Source organism: Emticicia aquatilis (genome assembly GCF_014644295.1).
Taxonomy (GTDB): Bacteria; Bacteroidota; Bacteroidia; order Cytophagales; family Spirosomataceae; genus Emticicia; species Emticicia aquatilis.
Window position 1 is genome coordinate 68,319 of sequence record NZ_BMKK01000013.1, and the last position, 19,705, is coordinate 88,023.

General features: G+C 38.1%; 19 protein-coding genes. 8 read left to right on the top strand and 11 right to left on the bottom strand.

What is annotated here, in order from left to right; all coding sequences use genetic code 11:
- Positions 1 to 21 precede the first annotated feature (21 nt).
- From IEX65_RS23670 to IEX65_RS23680, 3 genes are all read left to right on the top strand, one after another.
- Positions 22 to 1,059 carry an LIC11966 family surface protein gene (locus IEX65_RS23670; protein WP_188770053.1) on the top strand — a complete coding sequence of 346 codons (1,038 nt, stop codon included), beginning with the start codon at positions 22 to 24 and terminating at the stop codon, positions 1,057 to 1,059.
- A gap of 198 nt (positions 1,060 to 1,257) precedes the next feature.
- Positions 1,258 to 1,806, top strand: coding sequence for an REP-associated tyrosine transposase (locus IEX65_RS23675; RefSeq protein ID WP_188770055.1), 549 nt, complete (start codon positions 1,258 to 1,260; stop codon positions 1,804 to 1,806).
- Positions 1,807 to 1,921: 115 nt separating this feature from the next.
- Positions 1,922 to 3,001, top strand: a complete 1,080-nt coding sequence (locus IEX65_RS23680; protein WP_188770057.1) for an aminotransferase class I/II-fold pyridoxal phosphate-dependent enzyme — start codon at positions 1,922 to 1,924, stop codon at positions 2,999 to 3,001.
- Here the strand turns inward: IEX65_RS23680 and IEX65_RS23685 are convergent.
- The 3 genes from IEX65_RS23685 to pyrR form a co-directional block, all read right to left on the bottom strand.
- Positions 2,953 to 3,861, bottom strand: coding sequence for a TraB/GumN family protein (locus IEX65_RS23685; RefSeq protein WP_188770058.1), 909 nt, complete (start codon positions 3,859 to 3,861; stop codon positions 2,953 to 2,955). The genes IEX65_RS23680 and IEX65_RS23685 overlap by 49 nt on opposite strands.
- A gap of 367 nt (positions 3,862 to 4,228) precedes the next feature.
- On the bottom strand, positions 4,229 to 6,106 hold the full coding sequence (locus IEX65_RS23690) for a glycosyltransferase family 39 protein (RefSeq protein ID WP_188770060.1): 1,878 nt from the start codon (positions 6,104 to 6,106) through the stop codon (positions 4,229 to 4,231).
- A 94-nt stretch (positions 6,107 to 6,200) separates the two neighbouring features.
- Positions 6,201 to 6,734, bottom strand: coding sequence for a bifunctional pyr operon transcriptional regulator/uracil phosphoribosyltransferase PyrR (pyrR, locus tag IEX65_RS23695; protein ID WP_188770062.1), 534 nt, complete (start codon positions 6,732 to 6,734; stop codon positions 6,201 to 6,203).
- Between the two features lie 127 nt (positions 6,735 to 6,861).
- Between pyrR and pth the strand changes: the two genes are divergently transcribed.
- The 3 genes from pth to IEX65_RS23710 all read left to right on the top strand — a co-directional run bounded on the left by pth (position 6,862) and on the right by IEX65_RS23710 (position 8,876).
- A complete protein-coding gene (gene pth / locus IEX65_RS23700; protein WP_188770064.1) occupies positions 6,862 to 7,422 on the top strand; it encodes an aminoacyl-tRNA hydrolase in 561 nt (186 codons plus the stop codon).
- A 239-nt stretch (positions 7,423 to 7,661) separates the two neighbouring features.
- The gene (locus IEX65_RS23705; protein ID WP_188770066.1) at positions 7,662 to 8,123 is read left to right on the top strand and encodes a hypothetical protein; all 462 of its coding nucleotides are present in this window, start codon (positions 7,662 to 7,664) and stop codon (positions 8,121 to 8,123) included.
- 213 nt (positions 8,124 to 8,336) lie between these two features.
- Complete coding sequence (locus tag IEX65_RS23710) at positions 8,337 to 8,876, top strand: hypothetical protein (protein WP_188770068.1); 540 nt, start codon at positions 8,337 to 8,339, stop codon at positions 8,874 to 8,876.
- A 106-nt stretch (positions 8,877 to 8,982) separates the two neighbouring features.
- Here the strand turns inward: IEX65_RS23710 and IEX65_RS23715 are convergent, their stop codons facing one another.
- The 6 genes from IEX65_RS23715 to udk all read right to left on the bottom strand — a co-directional run bounded on the left by IEX65_RS23715 (position 8,983) and on the right by udk (position 14,183).
- The gene (locus IEX65_RS23715; protein WP_188770071.1) at positions 8,983 to 9,741 is read right to left on the bottom strand and encodes a TPM domain-containing protein; all 759 of its coding nucleotides are present in this window, start codon (positions 9,739 to 9,741) and stop codon (positions 8,983 to 8,985) included.
- 136 nt (positions 9,742 to 9,877) lie between these two features.
- A complete protein-coding gene (locus IEX65_RS23720) occupies positions 9,878 to 10,312 on the bottom strand; it encodes a TPM domain-containing protein (protein WP_188770073.1) in 435 nt (144 codons plus the stop codon).
- 77 nt (positions 10,313 to 10,389) lie between these two features.
- On the bottom strand, positions 10,390 to 10,971 hold the full coding sequence (locus IEX65_RS23725; RefSeq protein WP_188770075.1) for a LemA family protein: 582 nt from the start codon (positions 10,969 to 10,971) through the stop codon (positions 10,390 to 10,392).
- Between the two features lie 142 nt (positions 10,972 to 11,113).
- Positions 11,114 to 12,544 (bottom strand): DASH family cryptochrome, encoded by a 1,431-nt coding sequence (locus tag IEX65_RS23730; protein WP_188770077.1) that lies wholly within the window; start codon positions 12,542 to 12,544, stop codon positions 11,114 to 11,116.
- 81 nt (positions 12,545 to 12,625) lie between these two features.
- On the bottom strand, positions 12,626 to 13,438 hold the full coding sequence (locus tag IEX65_RS23735) for a hypothetical protein (protein WP_188770079.1): 813 nt from the start codon (positions 13,436 to 13,438) through the stop codon (positions 12,626 to 12,628).
- Positions 13,439 to 13,565: 127 nt separating this feature from the next.
- Positions 13,566 to 14,183, bottom strand: a complete 618-nt coding sequence (gene udk / locus IEX65_RS23740) for a uridine kinase (RefSeq protein ID WP_188770081.1) — start codon at positions 14,181 to 14,183, stop codon at positions 13,566 to 13,568.
- 145 nt (positions 14,184 to 14,328) lie between these two features.
- Here udk and IEX65_RS23745 point away from each other — a divergent pair, with 145 nt between their 5' ends.
- Positions 14,329 to 15,465 (top strand): carbon-nitrogen hydrolase family protein, encoded by a 1,137-nt coding sequence (locus IEX65_RS23745; RefSeq protein ID WP_188770083.1) that lies wholly within the window; start codon positions 14,329 to 14,331, stop codon positions 15,463 to 15,465.
- A gap of 20 nt (positions 15,466 to 15,485) precedes the next feature.
- Here IEX65_RS23745 and IEX65_RS23750 read toward each other — a convergent pair whose 3' ends face one another.
- On the bottom strand, positions 15,486 to 17,381 hold the full coding sequence (locus tag IEX65_RS23750; RefSeq protein WP_188770085.1) for a beta-N-acetylhexosaminidase: 1,896 nt from the start codon (positions 17,379 to 17,381) through the stop codon (positions 15,486 to 15,488).
- Between the two features lie 45 nt (positions 17,382 to 17,426).
- Entirely contained in the window at positions 17,427 to 18,140 is a 714-nt protein-coding gene (locus IEX65_RS23755) for an MIP/aquaporin family protein (protein ID WP_188770087.1), read from the bottom strand.
- Between the two features lie 221 nt (positions 18,141 to 18,361).
- Here IEX65_RS23755 and purB point away from each other — a divergent pair, with 221 nt between their 5' ends.
- The gene (gene purB / locus IEX65_RS23760; protein ID WP_188770089.1) at positions 18,362 to 19,705 is read left to right on the top strand and encodes an adenylosuccinate lyase; all 1,344 of its coding nucleotides are present in this window, start codon (positions 18,362 to 18,364) and stop codon (positions 19,703 to 19,705) included.

Below are 19,705 nucleotides of genomic sequence, written 5' to 3' on the forward strand. Positions count from 1 at the left end.
AACTTTCAAACAAAATTCCCAATGAAGCAACAATTACAACGAGTTTTGGGCATAGCTATGCTCTTATTTTCAAGTTTTATTACTGTATCTGCACAAGAAGCCCTCATTTATTTAGAAAGTGCCTCACTCTCTCAAAAAGACATTTCGCAACGATACATGAGTTATGTTAGTGCTGTTTCGCACGGAAAAAGTGCCAGAAAAGTCGAAAAACGACGCATCAGTTTGCTCGAAACTGTTCAACAAGCACGTAATCAGGCCGAGATTCTACCGCCATTCAAAGGAGACAGAGCATTGAAAGATGCTTTAGTGAGCTATTTGGGCATCATGTTTAATATTTTGAATGAAGATTACGGCAAAATAGTAAATCTCGAAGACATCGCCGAGCAATCATACGATAACATGGAAGCCTATTTCATGGCTCAAGATATGGCGAATAAAAAGCAAGATATTGCCTACAAAAAATACGAATCAATCTACGAAGACTTTGCCAAGAAAAACAACATAACTTTGATTAGCAAAGAAAGTGAACTATCGCTTAAATTAAAGCAAGCTAATACAGTGAATAGCTATTATCATGCTCTTTATCTGATGTTTTTTAAATCATACAAACAAGATTTTTATCTGAGCGATGCCATCAATAAAAACAATGTGAGTGGAATTGAGCAAAACAAAAATACACTGGTAAAATATGCCAACGAAACCATCACTAAATTGGATACGATGAAGGCATTTGAAGATGACCGTACATTGATTATGGCTTGCCGAGACTTAATGCAGTTTTATGTAGAAGAAGGCTCAAAAATGCAGATTTACACCGAATTTTTATTAAAAAATGAAAATTTTGCAAAAATGAGCAAAGCCTTCAACTCAAAATCTGACAGACAACGCACACAAGCTGATGTGGATACCTACAATAAAGAAGTTAACGAAATAAATGCTTTGACTAACACGTACAATAAAACAAATCAAGAGCTAAACAATAAACGAGCAAAATATATCAATGGTTGGAACGACGCCGTTTCTCGCTTCCTTGATAATCATGTGCCGAAGTATAAGTGATGTGTATTTTTGCAGTCAGAGACTGCTAACGATGAACAGGTACAAGTCTGAGACTTGTACCAACAAATGCCAATCTGTAAAATATAGAAATCGCTGAAAACCGCTGGTGCAAGTCTCAGACTTGCACCCACCAATCGCAAACAGTCTCTGACTGGGTCACACTGACTGGGTCGCAAAGACTGGTACTAAATTTTAAAAATGAGTCGAAAATATAAAATACGAGACCAAACAAAACCTTATTTTGTAACATTAACCATAGTTCAATGGGTTGATGTTTTCACTCGAAATGAGTATAGGAATATATTTATGGATAGCTTGCGATATTGCATAGCCAATAAAGGATTAGAAGTTTATGCCTATTGTATCATGACAAACCATGTTCATCTAATCATCGGTACACATGGCGAAGATCTTCAATCAATTTTACGAGATTTGAAAAAGTTCACTTCCGTAAAAATCATAAAAGCCATTGAAGATAATCAACTTGAAAGTCGCAAACATTGGATGTTGTGGATTTTCAGAAGGTCAGGCGAACAAAATCCAAACAACGAGAAGTATCAGTTTTGGTTGCAGCACAATCATCCAATTGAGATTCAGACAATTGAAGTAGCCATGCAAAAACTGCAATATATTCACGAAAATCCTGTAAAAGCAGGTTTTGTTAGCGAACCAGAAGCATATTTATACAGCAGTGCAGGAGATTACTCAGGTAGAAAAGGATTACTTGATATTGATTTTTTGTATTGATATTCTTCCTTTTATCTAATTTATCGCAGTCGGAGACTGCTAACGATGAATAGGTACAAGTCTCAGACTTGCACCAGTATCCAGCACATACCAACTGAAAATTATTTAAACTAAAATGCCAAACGATTTCATAATCAGCCAATTACCATCCAACAGAATCTTACTTGAAGGAAAGGAATATGATTTTTATAGCGGTACGGCCTACTTAGGCATGAACCAAGATGCAGACTTCAAAAGATTATTGATTGAAGGCATGAATCGCTATGGAATGTCGTTTGGGAGTTCTCGAAACGGAAATCTACAACTTGACATTTACGACCAAGCCGAAGAAAAAATGGCTCGTTGGGTTGGGGTAGAAAAAGCACTAACGGTTTCGTCAGGAATGCTGGCTGGGCAAGTAGTAGCACAATATCTCAAAACGCAGAATGTAACGTTTTTTTATGCACCAAGCAGTCATTCAGCCAATTTCCATGAACCAAATGTGAGTTTACCCAGTGTTAGTTTTGAGGTTTGGGCAAGCAATATTTGTCAAGAAGTTTCGGAGAAAAACGCCCCTCACTCAGTCATTGTTTGTAATTCTTGCGATGCAATCAAACTAAGTTCTTATCATTTTGATTGGACGAGTAAGTTACCGCAAAATCAGCCAATTACGCTCATTATTGATGATTCGCATGGTTTGGGAATTACGGGAGAAAACGGTTCGGGAATTTTCAAGCAAATAACTGTCAACACAAATGTAAGACTCATAGTAGTGAGTTCACTGCACAAAGCCATGGGCATTGCGGGTGGAGTAGTTTTTGCCGATAAAAACTTTATTCATACGCTGCGTTACACCGCTTTTTTTGCTTCCTGCTCACCAATTGCACCTGCATACTTGTACGCCTACATGCACGCTGATGAAATTTATGAGAAAAACCAGCAAAAATTAAAGGATAATATTCAGCGTTTTTCGTCTCAACTATCTAATAGTCAGTCTTTATTTAATTCTATCGAAAACTACCCAGTTTATTATTCTTTACGAGACGACCTCTACGATTTTTTGTTTCAGAAAGGCATCTTTATTTACAGTTTTGCGTATCCAATCAAAACAGGAAAGTCCAACACACGCATTGTGCTGAGTTCGTGGCATACAAGTCCTCAAATTGATTATTTGATAGATAAAGTCAAGGAGTTTTGCAAAGTTGCAGGAGTTTGATTCATTACGGCCGTAACAGTATAACCCTTTTTGCGAAGTAAATTAATCACACCTTTTTCGCCAGCCAAATGAGCAGCTCCAACCGCAAAGAACGTAGATTTTTTTGCACTAATTTTGGCTATTTTCTTCAACCAACGTTTATTTCTTCTATCCAGAAGTAAATGCTCGTAGCGTGCCGAGTAAGAATCAAGCGAGGTTTTTACTAAAGCATTGAGATTTTCTTCTTTATAATCTTTCAGCAATGTCTGAAACGATTCCTGCATCTTACTAAAATCTTTTATACACCCCAATAATATATTGGCTTGTTTTTGCTGCGAAATCTTCTCAAAAACTGAAAGTTGGTCTTCCAAAGTCTCAAGTCCAAATATACTTTTATTTTGAATATAAGCCATTTCTGCCAGTCCCTTTTCAACCGAAATGGGCTGATTACAGCCAATCATTGGCGAGTAAGTATATGAAAGCAAATAAAAAGGTTTAATCATGCCCAAACTTTCAATCGAATAGCCAGTTCGTTCTCTAAAAAAACTCTCCAGTTGCTCATACTCATTGGCTTTTAGTAGATTTCTCAGATGCGTTTGGCTCGCCATTGAGCGTTGCATCTTTATAGCCAATTCTGGGTCATCTAAATCAAGTTCAAGGTAGAGTTGTTCGGTGGCGTTAAACGCTTTTTTAGCTTCTTCCGAAAAACTTAACTCATTGGGGCAAACTACGTGAATTGTTCCGTACAGAAAAGAAGATTTTTGTAGCCCTTTTCCCGAAATTTCCCACAATAAGGCATTCTCAGTCGGTACTTGCCCAATCGAAAGAAAAGGAAATAAGAAAAAAATCAGACAATAAAGAATTTGAATATTTTTTTTCATAGAAGTACGGAAAGCATGATAAAAACACTTTCTCAACAACCATGCCACAACTACACCTAAAAGGCACGTCGAAGACCACTAATTTTTTCGGGTTATAAATCCAAAACTATAAAACAAGCGTATATGAAATCAAATATGAGTCGGAAATCCTGTTATTTGAAAAAAGAACATATAAAGATATTTAATAATTCATGGATATAAGAAAACGTAAGTTCTCGTAAAAACCTTATTATCAGATTGATAAAAAGGAGAGATAAGCCATTTTTTAGAAATGGCCGATTATAAAAAATATTCTACTGCCTAAATTTGAGTAGTAGGGTTTAACGGTTGAAAACAGAAAGAGTGCCACCATTGGCGGCACTCTTTTTTATTTTTGAGAAGAAATTAACTTCAAATTTTCTTGTGCAATTTGGTTCGATGGGTCGAGCGAAACAGCTTGTTTCAAATCGGCAATCGCCCCAACTTTATCATTCAGATTATACTTCGCAATCGACCTATCGGTGTAGTAAGTCGAAGGATTCGTATCAATGTTTTCAATCACATACGTATAATCTTCGATGGCCTCCTTAAACTTATTGAGTTTCAGATACGCATACGCTCTCGCTCCTCTAATCTTAAAAAGTCTATCGTGAGATGGCAAACTCATTGATTTATTATAGTCTTCAATCGCCTTTGCTGGATTGCTCTCTACGAGCGTTATTCCTCGATTGAAATACACATTTCCTACGGTAGAATCAAGAGCAATTGCCTTGTCGTACATCTGTAATGACTTTGGAATGTCTTTTTTCAAGGCATAAACATTGGCTAAAATCTCGTAAGTGTGATAGCTATTGGTGTTTATTGCCAAAGCTTTTTCGCCAAACTCCTGCACTTTATCATATTGTCCTTGTCGGCCATACTCATCGGCCATTGACTCCAAAATGCTACTATCTTCAGGATATTGCTCGTAAGCATTGCTCCACAAGCTAAAATTGTCTTTCCAAGTTTTTACTTGTTGAGTAGTCAGAAATAAGCAGAAAACGCCAAAAACACTTCCTATTGTGAGTAAAACATTGGGTTTTTGAAAGTATTCATCAATTCCGTAAAAAATCATAAAAAATAAACCCACATAAGGCAAATACGAATATCGTTCGGCCATAAATGCCTTACCAACCGATAGAAATTGTAATACTAAAAAGATTGTAACCAAGAAAAATCCCCAACCAAAGAAAATGTATTTCTTACGGCTATACGACCAAATCATGATGCCGATGGATGCAATGAAGAATGCAATCGCCAGAAAATATTTAGGATTAGTGGCACTTCCCGAAACTGGATACGGATGCAAATTAGAAAGTCCAAAAGGCAAAATTGCCATCAAGTGATATTTTAAATAACCAAACATCGGATAAGCAACTCGCTCTAAACCCGAAAACGGTGGATTGGCAAGTGCCTTATTTTTGAGTTCCATCGTAAGCAAACCATAGAAATCTCCGCCCGCCTGTACATTGATTGACATCAAACCAAAGAAAAGAGCCACGGCAAAAAACGCACTTTTCTCAACCAAGTTTTTTACAGAAAGCCATTCTCGGCCTTGCCAATAGTCAATCAATAATAATACTACCGGTAAAGGCACAGCCATTGCCTTAGATAAAGCCGAACAAATGAATAGTAAAAGGCTAATAATCAACCATTTATTGTTATTTTCTTTGCGAAATCTCAGGTAAGACAAACACGAAAGCAAGAAGAAGAAAACATACAGTACATCTTTACGCTCAGCAATCCACGCCACCGATTCTACGTGCATCGGGTGAAGGCCAAAAACCAAAGCCGTCAGAAAAGCCACGATGTTTTTGCTTTCGGTAAGCCTTTGGATAAACTTAAAAACCAAAACTGTATTAATAGTATGAATAATGACATTCGTAACAATGAAAGAAGTTGCTCCTTTACCAAACAAAATCACATTCAATGCCAAGGAAAGCATCGTGATAGGGTGGTAGTTGAGAGCCACAATTCGCCCCATCAAAGTTTTGATATTTGCTCCCGTTGGATTTAGCACCAAATCATTATTCGTTACATAATGTTGGTCATCCCATTCTACAAAACCATTCTTGAATGCTCCAACGTAGGCTATGAATGTCAGCAAAGCCAGAATTATCAATAAAATCGTTGGGTTTATCCCCGAAGAAGTCTTCGGTGGACTAACTTTTGTTTGATTAACAGGTTTTACGGGCGTATTCTTGGCGGGTTTTTGTTGCTTCGACATTTTTCTAATAAATGTATATGTACTTTATTCCTCATTATGGTTTTCATTTTTAACCACAATTTTCAACATATTTACAAATCTCATTCCAAAAGCATCAACCAATCAACCAAATCTTATCTTCTTCGTTGCCTTGTTCTTTCCATTCTACCAATACACGCTGCGTATCAAGCGTATTTACACGCATACCTGTATAATCGGGCTGAATCGGCAAATCTCTTTCGTAACGGCGGTTAATTAAGCACAAAAGCTCCACTTTTTCGGGGCGACCAAAGGCTTGCATTGCATCAATTGCCGCACGAACCATTCGGCCAGTCGCCAGCACATCATCAATCAAAATCACCTTTTTATTTTCAATCACAAAAGGCACTTTGGTTTCGTTGGGTTTTAGGGGCGTATCTCTTCTTCTGAAATCATCACGAAAGAAAGTAGCATCCAAATACCCCAGTTTTATATCAATGTTTGTTTCTTCTCTTAATTTTTTGGTGATGCGTTCGGCCAAGTAGATGCCTCGTGGTTGCAGCCCCAAGATTACTGAATTCGAAAAATCTCCGTGGTTTTCAATCAATTGCTGGCACAAACGATTGAGTGTAATATCAAGTAAAGGATTACTAAGAATGAGTCGGTTCATACTCCTGCCACAAATCGGGAAAGGTTTTTTAATTAAAATAAATCTGGGTGTAAATCTAATAAATTGATAGACTAATTCTGCTAATTTTATGAACTTTGCACAAAAATTATTTACAAACAGAGGTATTATGAAATATTTAATAGCTGGGCTTGGCAATATCGGTCCAGAATATGCACTTACCCGACACAACGTTGGTTTTATGGCCCTCGACAGGCTCGCGGCACAACAAGGCTTTTCGTTTAAGATGGAACGCCTCGCTTACACGGCCGAGTTTAAGTATAAAGGAAAACAGATTTACTGCATCAAGCCAACCACTTACATGAACCTCAGTGGCAATGCTATCAACTATTGGTTGCAAGCTCTGAAAATTCCGACCGAAAACCTACTGGTGATTTGCGACGACCTTGCTTTGCCATTCGGAAAGCTCCGCCTAAAGACCAAAGGTTCGCACGGTGGGCAAAACGGTTTGCGAAATATCGAAGAGAAGTTAGGTACAAATGCTTATAACCGATTGAGGTTCGGAATAGGCAATAATTTCCATGCGGGCAAGCAAGTAGAATATGTCTTAAAAGCCTTCAACGACGACGAAATGATTCAGCTTGTCGATAGATTAGACCGTGTTGGCGAAATAATTTTGAATTTTTGCACAATTGGTGTAGAGAGAACAATGAATTTTTACAACGAATGATTGTACTTTTTAAAGAATTTTCACATTTGCTATTTTTAGAATAAAATACAAGTTGCATTTTTTTAATACGAATTTTATTTTGTTTTTGCATTAAAAATTTACTTAAAATTTCTGTAATATTAGAAAAATCCAAATAATTTTAGAACAATATTCTGTTGTCGGCCATAGACAATATTTGGATTGTATTATTTTTTCTTATACCTTTGCATCGTTATCCACAAGGAAAATAAGACAAAACAATGAAAAATTCATTTAAATCTGTTATATTTGCATTGGTATTCGGGTCATTATTGACTACTGCAAATATTGTTAAAGCAAATGACCGTGATTCAGCCAAAAACGAAGTAATTTTAGTTAGAGGTGCTGAAGCAAGTTTCGCAAATTTTATGACAAAAAATGCGAAGAAATTAGTTAAGACAAATGATTGGAATGTTTTCACAGAAGTAGTGACTTTATATAATGCCTCTCCGTCTAAATTCATAACATTGAGTGCCGACAAGAAAGCAGCATTTATCACAGCAGTAGAAAACATCGAAGTAAAACTTAATAAAGTACGTGGCAGTGAAGCGAAGGTTTGGAAGCAGAAAGTAACAACAACCGCCTCAGTAATTAAAGTTTTATGGAATTACCAATCAAACGTTGAGTCAACAGACACACAGCAGGCCGAAGCTCCAGTAGCTATCGAAATGTTAGGTCGCTAAGACTCAACTTTCAAGAAGAATATTAAGTTTTCATAGTTTAATAGGTTAGGGTTGAATAGATGGACGCTTACCCCACTGCTCTCGATAGCGGTGGGGTTAAGTTTTTTTAGGGGGTACAGGAACGCTCAACCGATAAAATAATGTTATATTTTTAATACTAACAGAGGTTGGTAATATTTGCAATTATCAACTCTCAATTATCAATTATTTGTAATGCGTAAACTGCTCTTTATCAGCTTATTACTAATCGGATGCACGGAGTCCGAAAACCAAAATTCTACAAAAACATATTTCGATTTGGCGGGCCTTATAACTCAGCAAATAGCAGAATTAAATAAAAACCAGCCGCTTACGCACAAAAATTTAGTAATTGAAGACAAAAAAGAAGTATTGAATACCAATAAAATTGATTGGCAAAAAGAACTCGAACTCTTTCTACAAGCCGATTTAAACAAGCAGTCGTATCAATTAAGCTATAATAAAGAAGAAACTCCTCAAATGGCGATTTATACGCTTAAAGAAAGCGAAAACCTGCCCGTAAAATCATTGAAAATTATTTTTGATGAAGATAAAACCGTAAAACACATTGAGGCTTTGCTACAAACCGAAAACTATCTGTATCAGTCAGAGAAACATCTTTTGATGACGCTTGATAAAAATCATCTTACAAATTACCAAATAGAAGGCTGGCAAGAATTGTTTATCGGTAAAAAGAAGAGTTTTAAAGTTGATGGAATTGTGGTGAGGAAATAAGAATTGAAAATTAAGAATTTTATAAAAGACTAATATCCAATATTTTAAAGTAAAAAAAGAGCCTTCCGAGAAAGGCTCTTTTTTTACTTTATCTTTCAAAACTACTTTAATAATCTCCGCCAGCACCACCGCCGCCGAAACTACCTCCTCCGAAGTCGAAACCTCCACCACTACTTCCACCACCGCTTGACCATCCACCCGACGAACTTCCCCAACCTGTGTAGGTTGTGTAAGGCACAAAGCCACCTCCACGGTTTCCGCCACCTTTACTACCTCCACTCATTTTTCCAATCACATACAAGATAATCAATCCTATAATGATAAAGAAAATGATAGCAAAAATAACATCACCCAAATCACCTTCTTCGGCAGGGTCTGCATCAAATTCGCCCGATAAATACTTAATTATGCTATTCGTTGCTTCATCAAGACCTTGATAATAGCGTAATTGCTTAAAATTGGGCTTTACTACCTGCTCGATAATTCGTTTGCTGTAAGCATCTGTCAAACCACCCTCTGCACCGTAGCCTGTGGCGATAAAGATTTTTCTATCTCCAGGAGCCCATAAAAATACAACACCATTGTTTTTACCTTTTTGTCCAACTCCCCATTCTCTACCGAGTTTGACGGCATATTCGCTGATGTCATAGGGTTGAACGCTTTTTACGATTACAATAACTACTTGCGTAGAGGTCGAATCGTAATATGCTTTTAGTTTTTGTTCTAATTGGTTGATTTCGCCCTGACTCAATAATCCGCCTACCAAATCATTGACAAATCTCGGAGGATTTGGCTTCTGTGGAATATCTTGTGCAAAGACAAAACTTTGAATAAGAAAAAGAAATATGAAAAATCTGTTAAGCATCGAGAAGTTTAAGTGGCAAACCACAATTATTTGTTATTAGTTATCAGTTAATGGCTTTGTTGTATTGTAGCCAGAGTCAATGTTAAATGCGTGCGGATATTTAATAGAGAATTGCTGGATAAACTAATGGTTGAGATTAAGGTATTTGTTCGGTCGAAATATCATCCGAAATCTCATTAATGTCGTTGCTTTGATAAGGAAAATACTTTTTCAACTGAAAACCAGCTTCTTTTATTCCCATTTGTAAGCCACCACTGAAATCATTTTGAGCAAAATACAGACGGAGAGTATCTCGTGTGCTTTCCCAAAAATTAGGTGGTACAACTTTGTCGATACCAACATCGCCTAAAACTGCAAATTTACGGTCTCCATGAGCTAAGTAAAACAAAACAGCATTGCGTTGAGCAGTAGTATCAAGGCTCAAATATTGGAATACCTGCTTTGCACGCTCAAACGGGTCGGCTTCAGGGCAACGCTCTTCGATATGCACCTTTATTTCGCCCGAAGTATTAAGTTCGGCTTGCTTGATGGCAGTTATAACCTTTTCTTTTTCAATTTCTGACAAAAGCATTATTGATTTCTTGGAATTTGATAGAATAGCGACGCTGCATCGCAACGTCGCTATCAATCTATTTTTACACTAATAAATTAAAACTTAACTGATGGAGCTGCTTGGGCTGAATCAGATGCTTGGAAGAATCCTTTTTCAGCAAAACCAAAGATTTTGGCAAAAATAACCGTTGGGAATGCCAATGCAGATGAGTTGTAAGTCTGCACTGATGTATTGAAATCATTACGGGCCACTGCGATGCGGTTTTCAGTTCCTTCGAGTTGAGATTGAAGCTCCAAGAAGTTTTGGTTGGCCTTCAAATCTGGATATTTTTCAACCGAAACGAGCAAACGGCTTAATGCACCACTTAGTTGGTCTTGAGCAGCCTGAAATTTCTGAATGTTTGCTGGAGTTAAATCGTCAGCTTTGATATTTACGGCTGTTGCACTTGCACGAGCTTGAATAACAGCAGTAAGTGTACTTTTTTCAAAATCGGCAGCACCTTTTACAGTATTTACCAAGTTCGGAATCAAGTCTGAGCGGCGTTGATATTGTGTTTGCACGTTTGCCCATTTACCTTTTACGTCTTGGTCTTTTCCTACCAAACCGTTGTATGAGCTACATCCGTACATCCCGAAAATGAGTAAAATACCAACGATGATGAGTGTGCTTTTGTTCATTGTCTTTAATTCGTTTTTTTGTAATTGGTTAAATTTTGATTCAAATGTAATGATTTGAAAATGATATACAAGTGACTAAATGTTATAAATGGATAAAAAACTCAGCAAGCGGATATTTTTGATGTCGATTGCAGAATTTTTTTTAAGATTTTAACCATTTACTAACATTAACGATAGGTTTTGGATAGTCTGTGCCTAAAGTCACGCCATATTCTTTCTGCTCTTTGTCGCTCAATAGCCCCACAAAATGTACTTTGTCAGCTGGAACATTGGCAAGTTCGGGTAGCCAAAGTTTTACGTATTCGCCTTGTTTATCATACATATCGGCTTGGCGGCCAATATTAAAGTAGCGGTCTTCTCGTGGGTCGTTGCCTACACCAGCCGAATAATTCCAGTTTCCCCAGTTGCTACACACGTCATAATCAACGAGTTGTGTCTCAAAGTATGATGCACCCCAAGTCCAATCAATACCGAGGTCTTTGGTCAAGAAACTGGCCACGTTTTGGCGTCCACGGTTCGACATAAAGCCAGTTTGCTGTAATTCTCGCATATTGGCATCAATAAATGGCACTCCAGTTTCGCCCTTTACCCACTTCTCAAAATTGGCCTTATCACGTTTCCAAAGCTTCATTAAATCATTTTTCACACCACTTGGTTTGAAGATTCGAGTACCAAATTTCAAGGCTATGAAATGGAAATAATCTCTCCAGATAAGTTCAAAAACCAGCCAGTAGGTCGAATCATTGGCGGCAACTTCTTTTTCGTATTTTTTTACTTCTTCATAAATCGTACGAGGAGAAATACAGCCTAAGCTCAACCACGCTGAAAATTTGGAAGAATAATCGGCTCCGATGAGGCCATTGCGGGTTTCTTTGTAGGTTTTTAGTAAGTCGTTATCCCAAAAATATTCATCAAGTCGATATTGAGCGGCGGTTTCACCTCCTTGAAACGACAGAACTGAGCGTTTGTCGGCCTTTACGTTTTGCTCAAAACCAAGCGTTTTTAAAGTCGGAATTTCGCCCGATTCAATCGTTTTATCAACTTTCGGTAAGGTTTTCGGAGCATCGAAGGTCGGGCGTATTTTGGCCGAACGTTCTACTTTTTTTCTAAATTCAGTAAAAACATCGGGTAAGAAGTTTATCTGAAAAGGAAGGTCACGGGCGTGATAGAGTGTGGCAATCCACACCAATTCGATTTCGATATTAAGTGGTTTGAGCCTCTTAGAAAGGCTGGCTTCGATGGTTGTTTCTTCTTGAGTTACTTCTTTGCTGGCATAAACCGCTGCTACTTGAAGTTCGGAAGCCATTTTGGCCAAAATTTCTTCGGGTTTGCCGATTCTGACAATTAATTCAGAACCAATTTTGCGGAGATTTGTACGAAGATTTTCTACCGATTCGATTAAAAATTTGGCTCGAAATGCTCCTGTACGCTTAAAACCAATGGGTGTGTCAATAAACTGACGTTCATCAAAAATATAGACAGGAATTACATTTCCTTCTTTGGTTGCTTGTATAAGTGCCTCATTATCGTGAAGTCGTAAGTCGTTTCTGAACCAGAAAAGAATATTTTGCATAAGAAAAATTTAGACTGATAGGAAAATTTGCTGTTGCAAAAGTAACAGTTTTTCTCTCGACTTTGTTTATCTTATCTCAACTCAATTACACATATATTGGTAAGCTACGGTCTGTGTGGTTTTGTTTTCGCCTTTCGTGATTGTCTTTGTGCCTTTGGTCGGAATCCCAGTTTTGTTGTATTCATAAACGGTTTCGATGGCTTCATCTACTTTACCGTTATCATCATAGATTTTGATTGAAGTTGCGTTATTTTGTCCAAAAAATGCAAAATAACTATTAGCCAGACCAATAAAACCATAAGCCATCGTACGATAGCCGTCGGGATAAAATTGAGCTTTTGTGTCGTAGTTAAGACCTTCATAAGCCAATAGCTCAGGTTCGCCTTCCATTTTAGTATAAACCTTCGATACGTTATCGTTGAGATACTCAACACGAGACGTACCTTTTACTGTATATCCAAAAATATTTAAAGTTGTATTGATAGTGATGAGTTTATCGCCTGCATAAACAAAATCATTGACTTGGAATTCGTAGTCTTTTACCGAAGTTCGAGTTTTTGAAACTTTCCCTGTTGCTACATCATATACATAGGTTACGGTGTAAGTTTCCAACGCATTTCCATTTGAAATGGTCATTTTTTCGATTTGGTTTTTGATATTATAAGTAAAAATGGCATCTACCTCGCCATCTTCTTTATTGACGATTCGTTTGATGCGATTGAGTGTATATTCAAAAGAAGCAATGGGCGTACCAGTGGCAGAATTGACATTTTTGAGTGGGCATTTGGCCAACTGCGAGGTTTGTTGAGGAGTAATGCCTTCGTCACTTATTTTTTTACAGGAAACAACAGCTCCGATAAGAGCCACCAATGCGAAGGATAAAATACGTTTCATTTGTATAAAATTGAAAATTTCAATAGCGAACTTTTACAATTTTAAGCAAAAAACGTGCCTGTTTTTATACGAAAAGAGGTGCTTTTACAACTAAAAAGCACCTCTTTTGCTATATTTCATCGACAAATCAAGGAAGTTTTGTTTTCAGGAAGGAAGTAAGAATATCCAGACCTTTCTCGAAGTGTAAATTATTATTGATGATGATGTCGGCACTGTATTTGGTTGGCTCAATGTATTTTTCGTAGGTTGGTGCTACATGGTTTTCCCAACGATAAAGTACATCGGTTAAGTCATAGCCACGTTCGTTGTTATCTCTGATGATGCGGCGTTTGATTTTGATATGCTCACGAGCATCAATGAAAACCCGTAAATCAAGCAAATTAGATACTTCCTGCGAATGGAAAACAAAGATGCCTTCAACTACAATGATTGGAGCTGGCTTGAAGGTCAAGGTTTTCGGAACAACATTAGGATTGTTGAAAACATATTCTTTGTGCTGAACGGTCTTGCCATTTTTGAGGTCGTTGATGTGTTGAGCATATAACTCAAAATCAATGGCTTCTGGAAGGTCGTAGTTTTCTATATTGTTTTGGTCTTTCGGTACAAATTCTTGTGTACGATAGTAATTATCTTGCGAGATTAGGCAAACTTCTTCTTCTGAAAAAGACCCCAATAGTTGATGTAAAAAATATGTTTTTCCCGATGCACTTCCGCCCGTGATACCGACAATGTAAGGTTCTGTCATGTTTTATGCCCAGTCTGCTGTAAAAATTATTTTATTGTTGATGTTGCCCAATGATGCTTGTTTGTGCAATTTTAAAACAAAATTAAGAAAAGGCTCAGGAATCTTGACAAAATATTTTGAGAAATGGCCATAAAAATAATAGATTATGAAAAAAATCTTCAAAACGATACTACTAATCTTACTGGTTTTGGTGGGAGTTTATCTGATTTGGTCGAGTACAAATAAAGGTACAACACTACCACCAACACTTAAAATTGATGTGGTAGAGTCTTACGGAGATTCGACCGAAAAGGGGAATATTCTTGGAGTACAAGCATTCATGACGCCAGTTGATTATGCTTCGGAAACTAATTTTAAGCAAAAAATTGAGTTTTATCTGATTGAAGCACAGAAGAACAAATTACTGATTTCGGAGAAAACTATCGTAGTTTTTCCTGAATATATTGGTACTTTTTTGGTGGCGGCCAACGAAAAGGAAAGTTTGTATCAAGCAAAAACCTTAGAGGGAGGCATACAAACAATGGTACTGAGTAATATCGGGAAGTTTGCGAAAACATTCGTTTCTGCTCCAGATTCTGTAAAAGATAAAGTAAAATACGCCGCATTTGCCATGAAAGCGGCCGAAATGGCAAAAATCTATCAGACAGTTTTCTCTGAGTTAGCGGCAAAATATGCTGTTACAATCGTAGCGGGTTCGATTTTATTACCTAATCCGAGTGTTGAAAATGGTATGCTGAAAGCAACCAATGGGTTGCTCTATAATACATCAATGGTATTTGATACTAAGGGGAAGTTAAATCAGAGTTTAATTAAAAAAGTATTCCCAACAGCCGATGAGCTATCGTTTGTGTGTCCAGCTAAACCCGAAGATATTCCAGTTTTTGAAACTCCTGTTGGTCGAATGGGTGTACTTGTTTGTGCCGATGCTTGGTTTTCGGAATCGTACAAGGTTTTGAAACAAAAAGGCGTCGATTTTGTAGTAACTCCTTCTTATTCAAATGGTTATGGCAATTGGAATAAGAAGTGGACTGGCTATTCGGGAGCAGAAACACCTGCTGATGCTAAAGGAAGCATCGGAAAACTAACACTCGGTGAAGCTTGGGTAAAACACGCAATGGCCGAAAGAGCAAAAAATGAAGCGGGGGTGAAGAAAGGTGTAAATGTTTTTCTGCAAGGAAATATCTGGGACTTGGGAGCAGATGGCTCAACAATTATTTTGGATGATTCAGCCAAAGCCACTCAGCAGATTGGCAAAGCGGCTTTGGTGAATTTGTGGCTATGAAGCCTAAATTAACTTTTATCTCACTTATCAGGCATTCTGTAAGTTTTTACAAACTCATTACCGATTTGCTGGCCATTTCTGAAAATTGCTGCTCTTACAGTAGTTAGTTTATTGAATGTCTGAGGTACAAAAATAGGGGAGTTGGCCGTCGGTTTCGAGAAATCGAGCGAGTAACGCACCTGTGCATCACGTACGTAAGGCTCCAGCTTTACTTCTACGGTTTGTGTATTTTTATTAGGTGTTGCTGTTTCTTTTACATCAAAAATACTTTTGGCGTAATTGACTTTCAATACCTCTAATCGCTTGAAGTGGGCTTCTAATCTACGTCCAAAATCAGCGAAGTTTTTATTGATAGATGGAGTCCACGTAACTTCCGATAAGGCACACGCACGAGGGAAAGTCATGTATTCGGCGTGTTCGGGTGTGGCCACGTATTCTGTCCAAAGGTTTACTTGAGCTCCCAAAATATGTTTTGTTTCTTCGGGTTTTAGTTCCGATGGCGTTGGTTCGTACGAATAAACTTTCTCTAAAGTTAAAAAACCGCCAATTGCTAAAGGCTCTGTTATGGCATGAGACTGATAGTAATCAATGTAAACGTGCGAATTTGGTGTCATTACTACATCGTGTTTTTGTTTGGCTGCTTCAATTCCGCCTTGCACACCTCTCCACGACATCACGGTAGCGTTTGGCGAAAGTCCACCTTCCAAAATCTCGTCCCAACCCATTAGTTTTCTACCTTTTGAAGTCAAAAACTTATCAATGCGTTTAATGAAATAGCTTTGTAATTCGTGTTCATCTTTCAAACCTTGAGCTTTCATTAAATCTTGACAGAATTTACTTCTTTGCCATGTAATTTTCGGACATTCGTCGCCTCCGATATGAATGTATTTGCTCGGAAACAAGTCCATAACTTCTGTCAAAACGTCTTCAATAAACTTGAAAGTTTTCTCAGTAGGGCAGTAAACATCTTCGATTACACCCCAAATCTTAGCTACGCCATAAGGCCCGCCCGTACAACCTAATTCTGGATAGGCCGCCAAAGCCGCCAAAGCGTGTCCTGGCATTTCGATTTCAGGGATAATCGTTACATATTTTTCTTGTGCATATTTTACTACTTCTCTGATTTCATCTTGTGTATAAAATCCTGAGTGTTCTTTTCCATCAAACTTTAATGGTTGATTATAAGACATTTTACCTTCAATTGTCTCAGAACGTACCGAGCCAACTTGTGTGAGGCGAGGGTATTTCATGATTTCAATTCTCCAACCTTGGTCTTCTGTCAAGTGCCAGTGCAGAATATTCATTTTGTGCATGGCCAACAAATCAATGGTTTTCTTCACAAAAGATAATGGCATAAAATGACGACCCACATCGAGCATAAAACCACGGTGTTGGTAGCGAGGTTTGTCAACGATATTTACACATGGCATGCTCAATAATAAGCCATTGACTTTATTTGAACTGTAAATTTGAGCAGGGAGTAATTGAAAAATCGTTTGTAGGGCATAAAAATACCCTTGCGAACCACTCGCTGTGATTGTCACCAAATTAGATTCGACCGAAAGCTCGTAGCCATCTTCGGACATTGGTTTGGTCGATTTTACAAACAAAATGGCATTGGTGATTGGTGGTACAGGAATCGCTTTTTTGGTTTTAGGGTCAATTCTTGGCACTTTTGGTAACGAAACTTCGGTAAAAAGCTTCATGCCTGTTGTTTGAGCTACTTGGCTCGACAATAATTTTGCAACGGCCGCCGTGGGAGCATCGTTCGTTTGTAAAATAATTCGGGTTTCGCTACTAATTACAAATGTTCCGCTTTTGGCTATGAGTGTATCGGGCTGAGGAATAATATTGTATGTATTTTGTCCCCAGACGGTCGTGGCAAAACAAAAGAATACAAAGAGTAGTCGTTTCATGATAATGAAATTTATAAAATTGGGTATTAACAGTGAAAAGATTTGTTAAATATTGAATGCTCCTAAAAATAAAGCCGCTAAAATGCCACCAACGATAGGCCCTACCACAGGAATCCAAGCATAGTTCCAATCGCTTGTACCTTTGCCCGAAATTGGCAATACTGCATGAGCGATGCGTGGGCCTAAATCACGGGCAGGATTGATAGCGTAGCCCGTTGGCCCGCCCAACGAAAGACCAATTGCCCAAACCAACATACCGACCAAATAAGGAGCAAAGCCATTTGGCAAATCGGCAGTAAATGAATTTGATACTATAATCAATACGATTGTGCCGATAATCTCAGAAATAAGATTGCCCGTAGGATTTCTGATGGCAGGAGCGGTAGCAAAAACCCCTAATTTTGCTCCTTTATCTTCGGTTATCGACCAATGAGGTAAGTAGGTCAGCCAAACGAGTGTTGCACCCAAAAATGCACCAATCATTTGAGCTGCAATAAATGACCCTACGTTTGACCAATCGCCAGATTTTACGGCCATTGCTATCGTAACGGCTGGATTTAAGTGTGCATCTGGGCTACCAAATTTTTGGGCCACAAAAATGCCACACATAACTGCAAAAGCCCATGCGGCTGTTACGACTATCCAGCCACCATTTTCGCCTTTTGAGCCTTTTAAAAGAATATTTGCGACAACGCCGTCGCCCAGTAAAATAAGTACAAGCGTACCCAATAATTCACCAATAAAGTTTGAAGTTTGCATTGAGGTTTTGTTTGATATAGGGTTGAAATTGTTTGGCAAGTTAATTTATTTTGTCAGAACACACAATAGGTTTAACTTTGTGCTTAGAATTTCGATGTTGGGGGTTCGATGTTGGATGTTAGCGGGGAGCTGATTGGGCTTACCCAAAGAGATTTTATCAAACCAACTTCCAGTTTCCATCTTCCAAACTTCCAATTTCCAAAGATTTTTACTTGAAAATTATGCTTTTGAATTCTCTTACCGCTATTTCTCCTGTTGATGGTCGATACCGCCGACAAATCGAAAATCTTGCAAAATATTTTTCTGAATTCGGACTCATTCACTACCGTGTGAGAGTTGAAATAGAATATTTTATTGCTCTTTGCGAGCTTCCGCTACCTCAACTTGAAGGTTTTGATAAAGGTTTGTACAAAAATCTTCGTGCGATTTATGAAAATTTTTCGGAAGAGGATGCTCTTAAAATCAAAGAAACCGAAAAAGTTACGAATCACGATGTAAAAGCTGTTGAGTATTTTATCAAAGATGCTTTCGAGGTCTTAGGAATTGGCCAGCACTCAGAATTTATTCATTTTGGACTTACTTCGCAGGATGTCAATAACACCGCCATTCCATTATCGTTGAAAGAAGCGATGCTTGTTGAGGTTGTACCAACTTTTCAGCAGGTTTTGACAAAATTGCACGAATTAGCTGAGCAATGGAAAGATATAGCACTACTTGCACATACACACGGGCAACCCGCTTCGCCTACTCGTTTGGGTAAAGAATTATTGGTGTTCTGTGAAAGAATCGAGAAACAACTCGAAATGCTCAATGCTGTGCCTTACGCCGCTAAATTTGGTGGAGCAACTGGTAATTTCAACGCTCACAATGTGGCATATCCGCAAACCGACTGGGTAGCGTTCGGTAATAGTTTCGTAAACGATTGGCTCGGACTTTCTCGCAGTCAGAAAACTACGCAGATTGAGCATTATGATATGTTGGCGGCTATGTTTGATGCCCTCAAACGTCTCAATACGATTTTGATTGATTTCTCTCGTGATGTTTGGACTTACGTTTCGATGGGTTATTTCAAGCAAAAAATCAAAGCTGGTGAAATTGGTTCGTCGGCAATGCCACACAAAGTAAATCCGATTGATTTTGAAAATGCTGAAGGGAATTTAGGCGTTGCTAATGCTCTTTTTGAGCATTTTTCGGCAAAATTACCTATTTCTCGCCTGCAAAGAGACTTGACCGATTCAACGGTTTTGAGAAATTTGGGTGTGCCAGTTGGGCATACTGTTATTGCCTTGAAATCATTGCTGAAAGGTATGGATAAACTCGAACTTAATCAAGAAGCAATCGACCACCATTTGGAAGAAAACTGGGCCGTTGTAGCTGAGGGTATTCAGACGGTTCTTCGCCGTGAAGGTTTCCCGAAACCTTATGAGGCATTGAAAGAATTGACTCGCAAAAATGAGAAAATCACTGAAAAACGCATCAAAGAATTTATTGATACCCTTGATGTAAGCGAAAAAGTAAAATACGAACTCAGACGTATTTCTCCTTTTAATTATACAGGGATATAA

What these genes read in the sequence shown, in the direction of transcription:
- IEX65_RS23680 (WP_188770057.1), top strand. Translation starts at nt 1,922, where the DNA reads ATGCCAAACGATTTCATAATCAGCCAATTACCATCCAACAGAATCTTA.
- IEX65_RS23690 (WP_188770060.1), bottom strand. Translation starts at nt 6,106, where the DNA reads ATGTCGAAGCAACAAAAACCCGCCAAGAATACGCCCGTAAAACCTGTT.
- IEX65_RS23715 (WP_188770071.1), bottom strand. Translation starts at nt 9,741, where the DNA reads ATGCTTAACAGATTTTTCATATTTCTTTTTCTTATTCAAAGTTTTGTC.
- IEX65_RS23720 (WP_188770073.1), bottom strand. Translation starts at nt 10,312, where the DNA reads ATGCTTTTGTCAGAAATTGAAAAAGAAAAGGTTATAACTGCCATCAAG.
- IEX65_RS23675 (WP_188770055.1), top strand. Translation starts at nt 1,258, where the DNA reads ATGAGTCGAAAATATAAAATACGAGACCAAACAAAACCTTATTTTGTA.
- IEX65_RS23750 (WP_188770085.1), bottom strand. Translation starts at nt 17,381, where the DNA reads ATGAAACGACTACTCTTTGTATTCTTTTGTTTTGCCACGACCGTCTGG.
- IEX65_RS23725 (WP_188770075.1), bottom strand. Translation starts at nt 10,971, where the DNA reads ATGAACAAAAGCACACTCATCATCGTTGGTATTTTACTCATTTTCGGG.
- purB (WP_188770089.1), top strand. Translation starts at nt 18,362, where the DNA reads ATGCTTTTGAATTCTCTTACCGCTATTTCTCCTGTTGATGGTCGATAC.
- IEX65_RS23685 (WP_188770058.1), bottom strand. Translation starts at nt 3,861, where the DNA reads ATGAAAAAAAATATTCAAATTCTTTATTGTCTGATTTTTTTCTTATTT.
- IEX65_RS23705 (WP_188770066.1), top strand. Translation starts at nt 7,662, where the DNA reads ATGAAAAATTCATTTAAATCTGTTATATTTGCATTGGTATTCGGGTCA.
- IEX65_RS23730 (WP_188770077.1), bottom strand. Translation starts at nt 12,544, where the DNA reads ATGCAAAATATTCTTTTCTGGTTCAGAAACGACTTACGACTTCACGAT.
- IEX65_RS23670 (WP_188770053.1), top strand. Translation starts at nt 22, where the DNA reads ATGAAGCAACAATTACAACGAGTTTTGGGCATAGCTATGCTCTTATTT.
- udk (WP_188770081.1), bottom strand. Translation starts at nt 14,183, where the DNA reads ATGACAGAACCTTACATTGTCGGTATCACGGGCGGAAGTGCATCGGGA.
- pyrR (WP_188770062.1), bottom strand. Translation starts at nt 6,734, where the DNA reads ATGAACCGACTCATTCTTAGTAATCCTTTACTTGATATTACACTCAAT.
- IEX65_RS23735 (WP_188770079.1), bottom strand. Translation starts at nt 13,438, where the DNA reads ATGAAACGTATTTTATCCTTCGCATTGGTGGCTCTTATCGGAGCTGTT.
- IEX65_RS23745 (WP_188770083.1), top strand. Translation starts at nt 14,329, where the DNA reads ATGAAAAAAATCTTCAAAACGATACTACTAATCTTACTGGTTTTGGTG.
- pth (WP_188770064.1), top strand. Translation starts at nt 6,862, where the DNA reads ATGAAATATTTAATAGCTGGGCTTGGCAATATCGGTCCAGAATATGCA.
- IEX65_RS23755 (WP_188770087.1), bottom strand. Translation starts at nt 18,140, where the DNA reads ATGCAAACTTCAAACTTTATTGGTGAATTATTGGGTACGCTTGTACTT.
- IEX65_RS23710 (WP_188770068.1), top strand. Translation starts at nt 8,337, where the DNA reads ATGCGTAAACTGCTCTTTATCAGCTTATTACTAATCGGATGCACGGAG.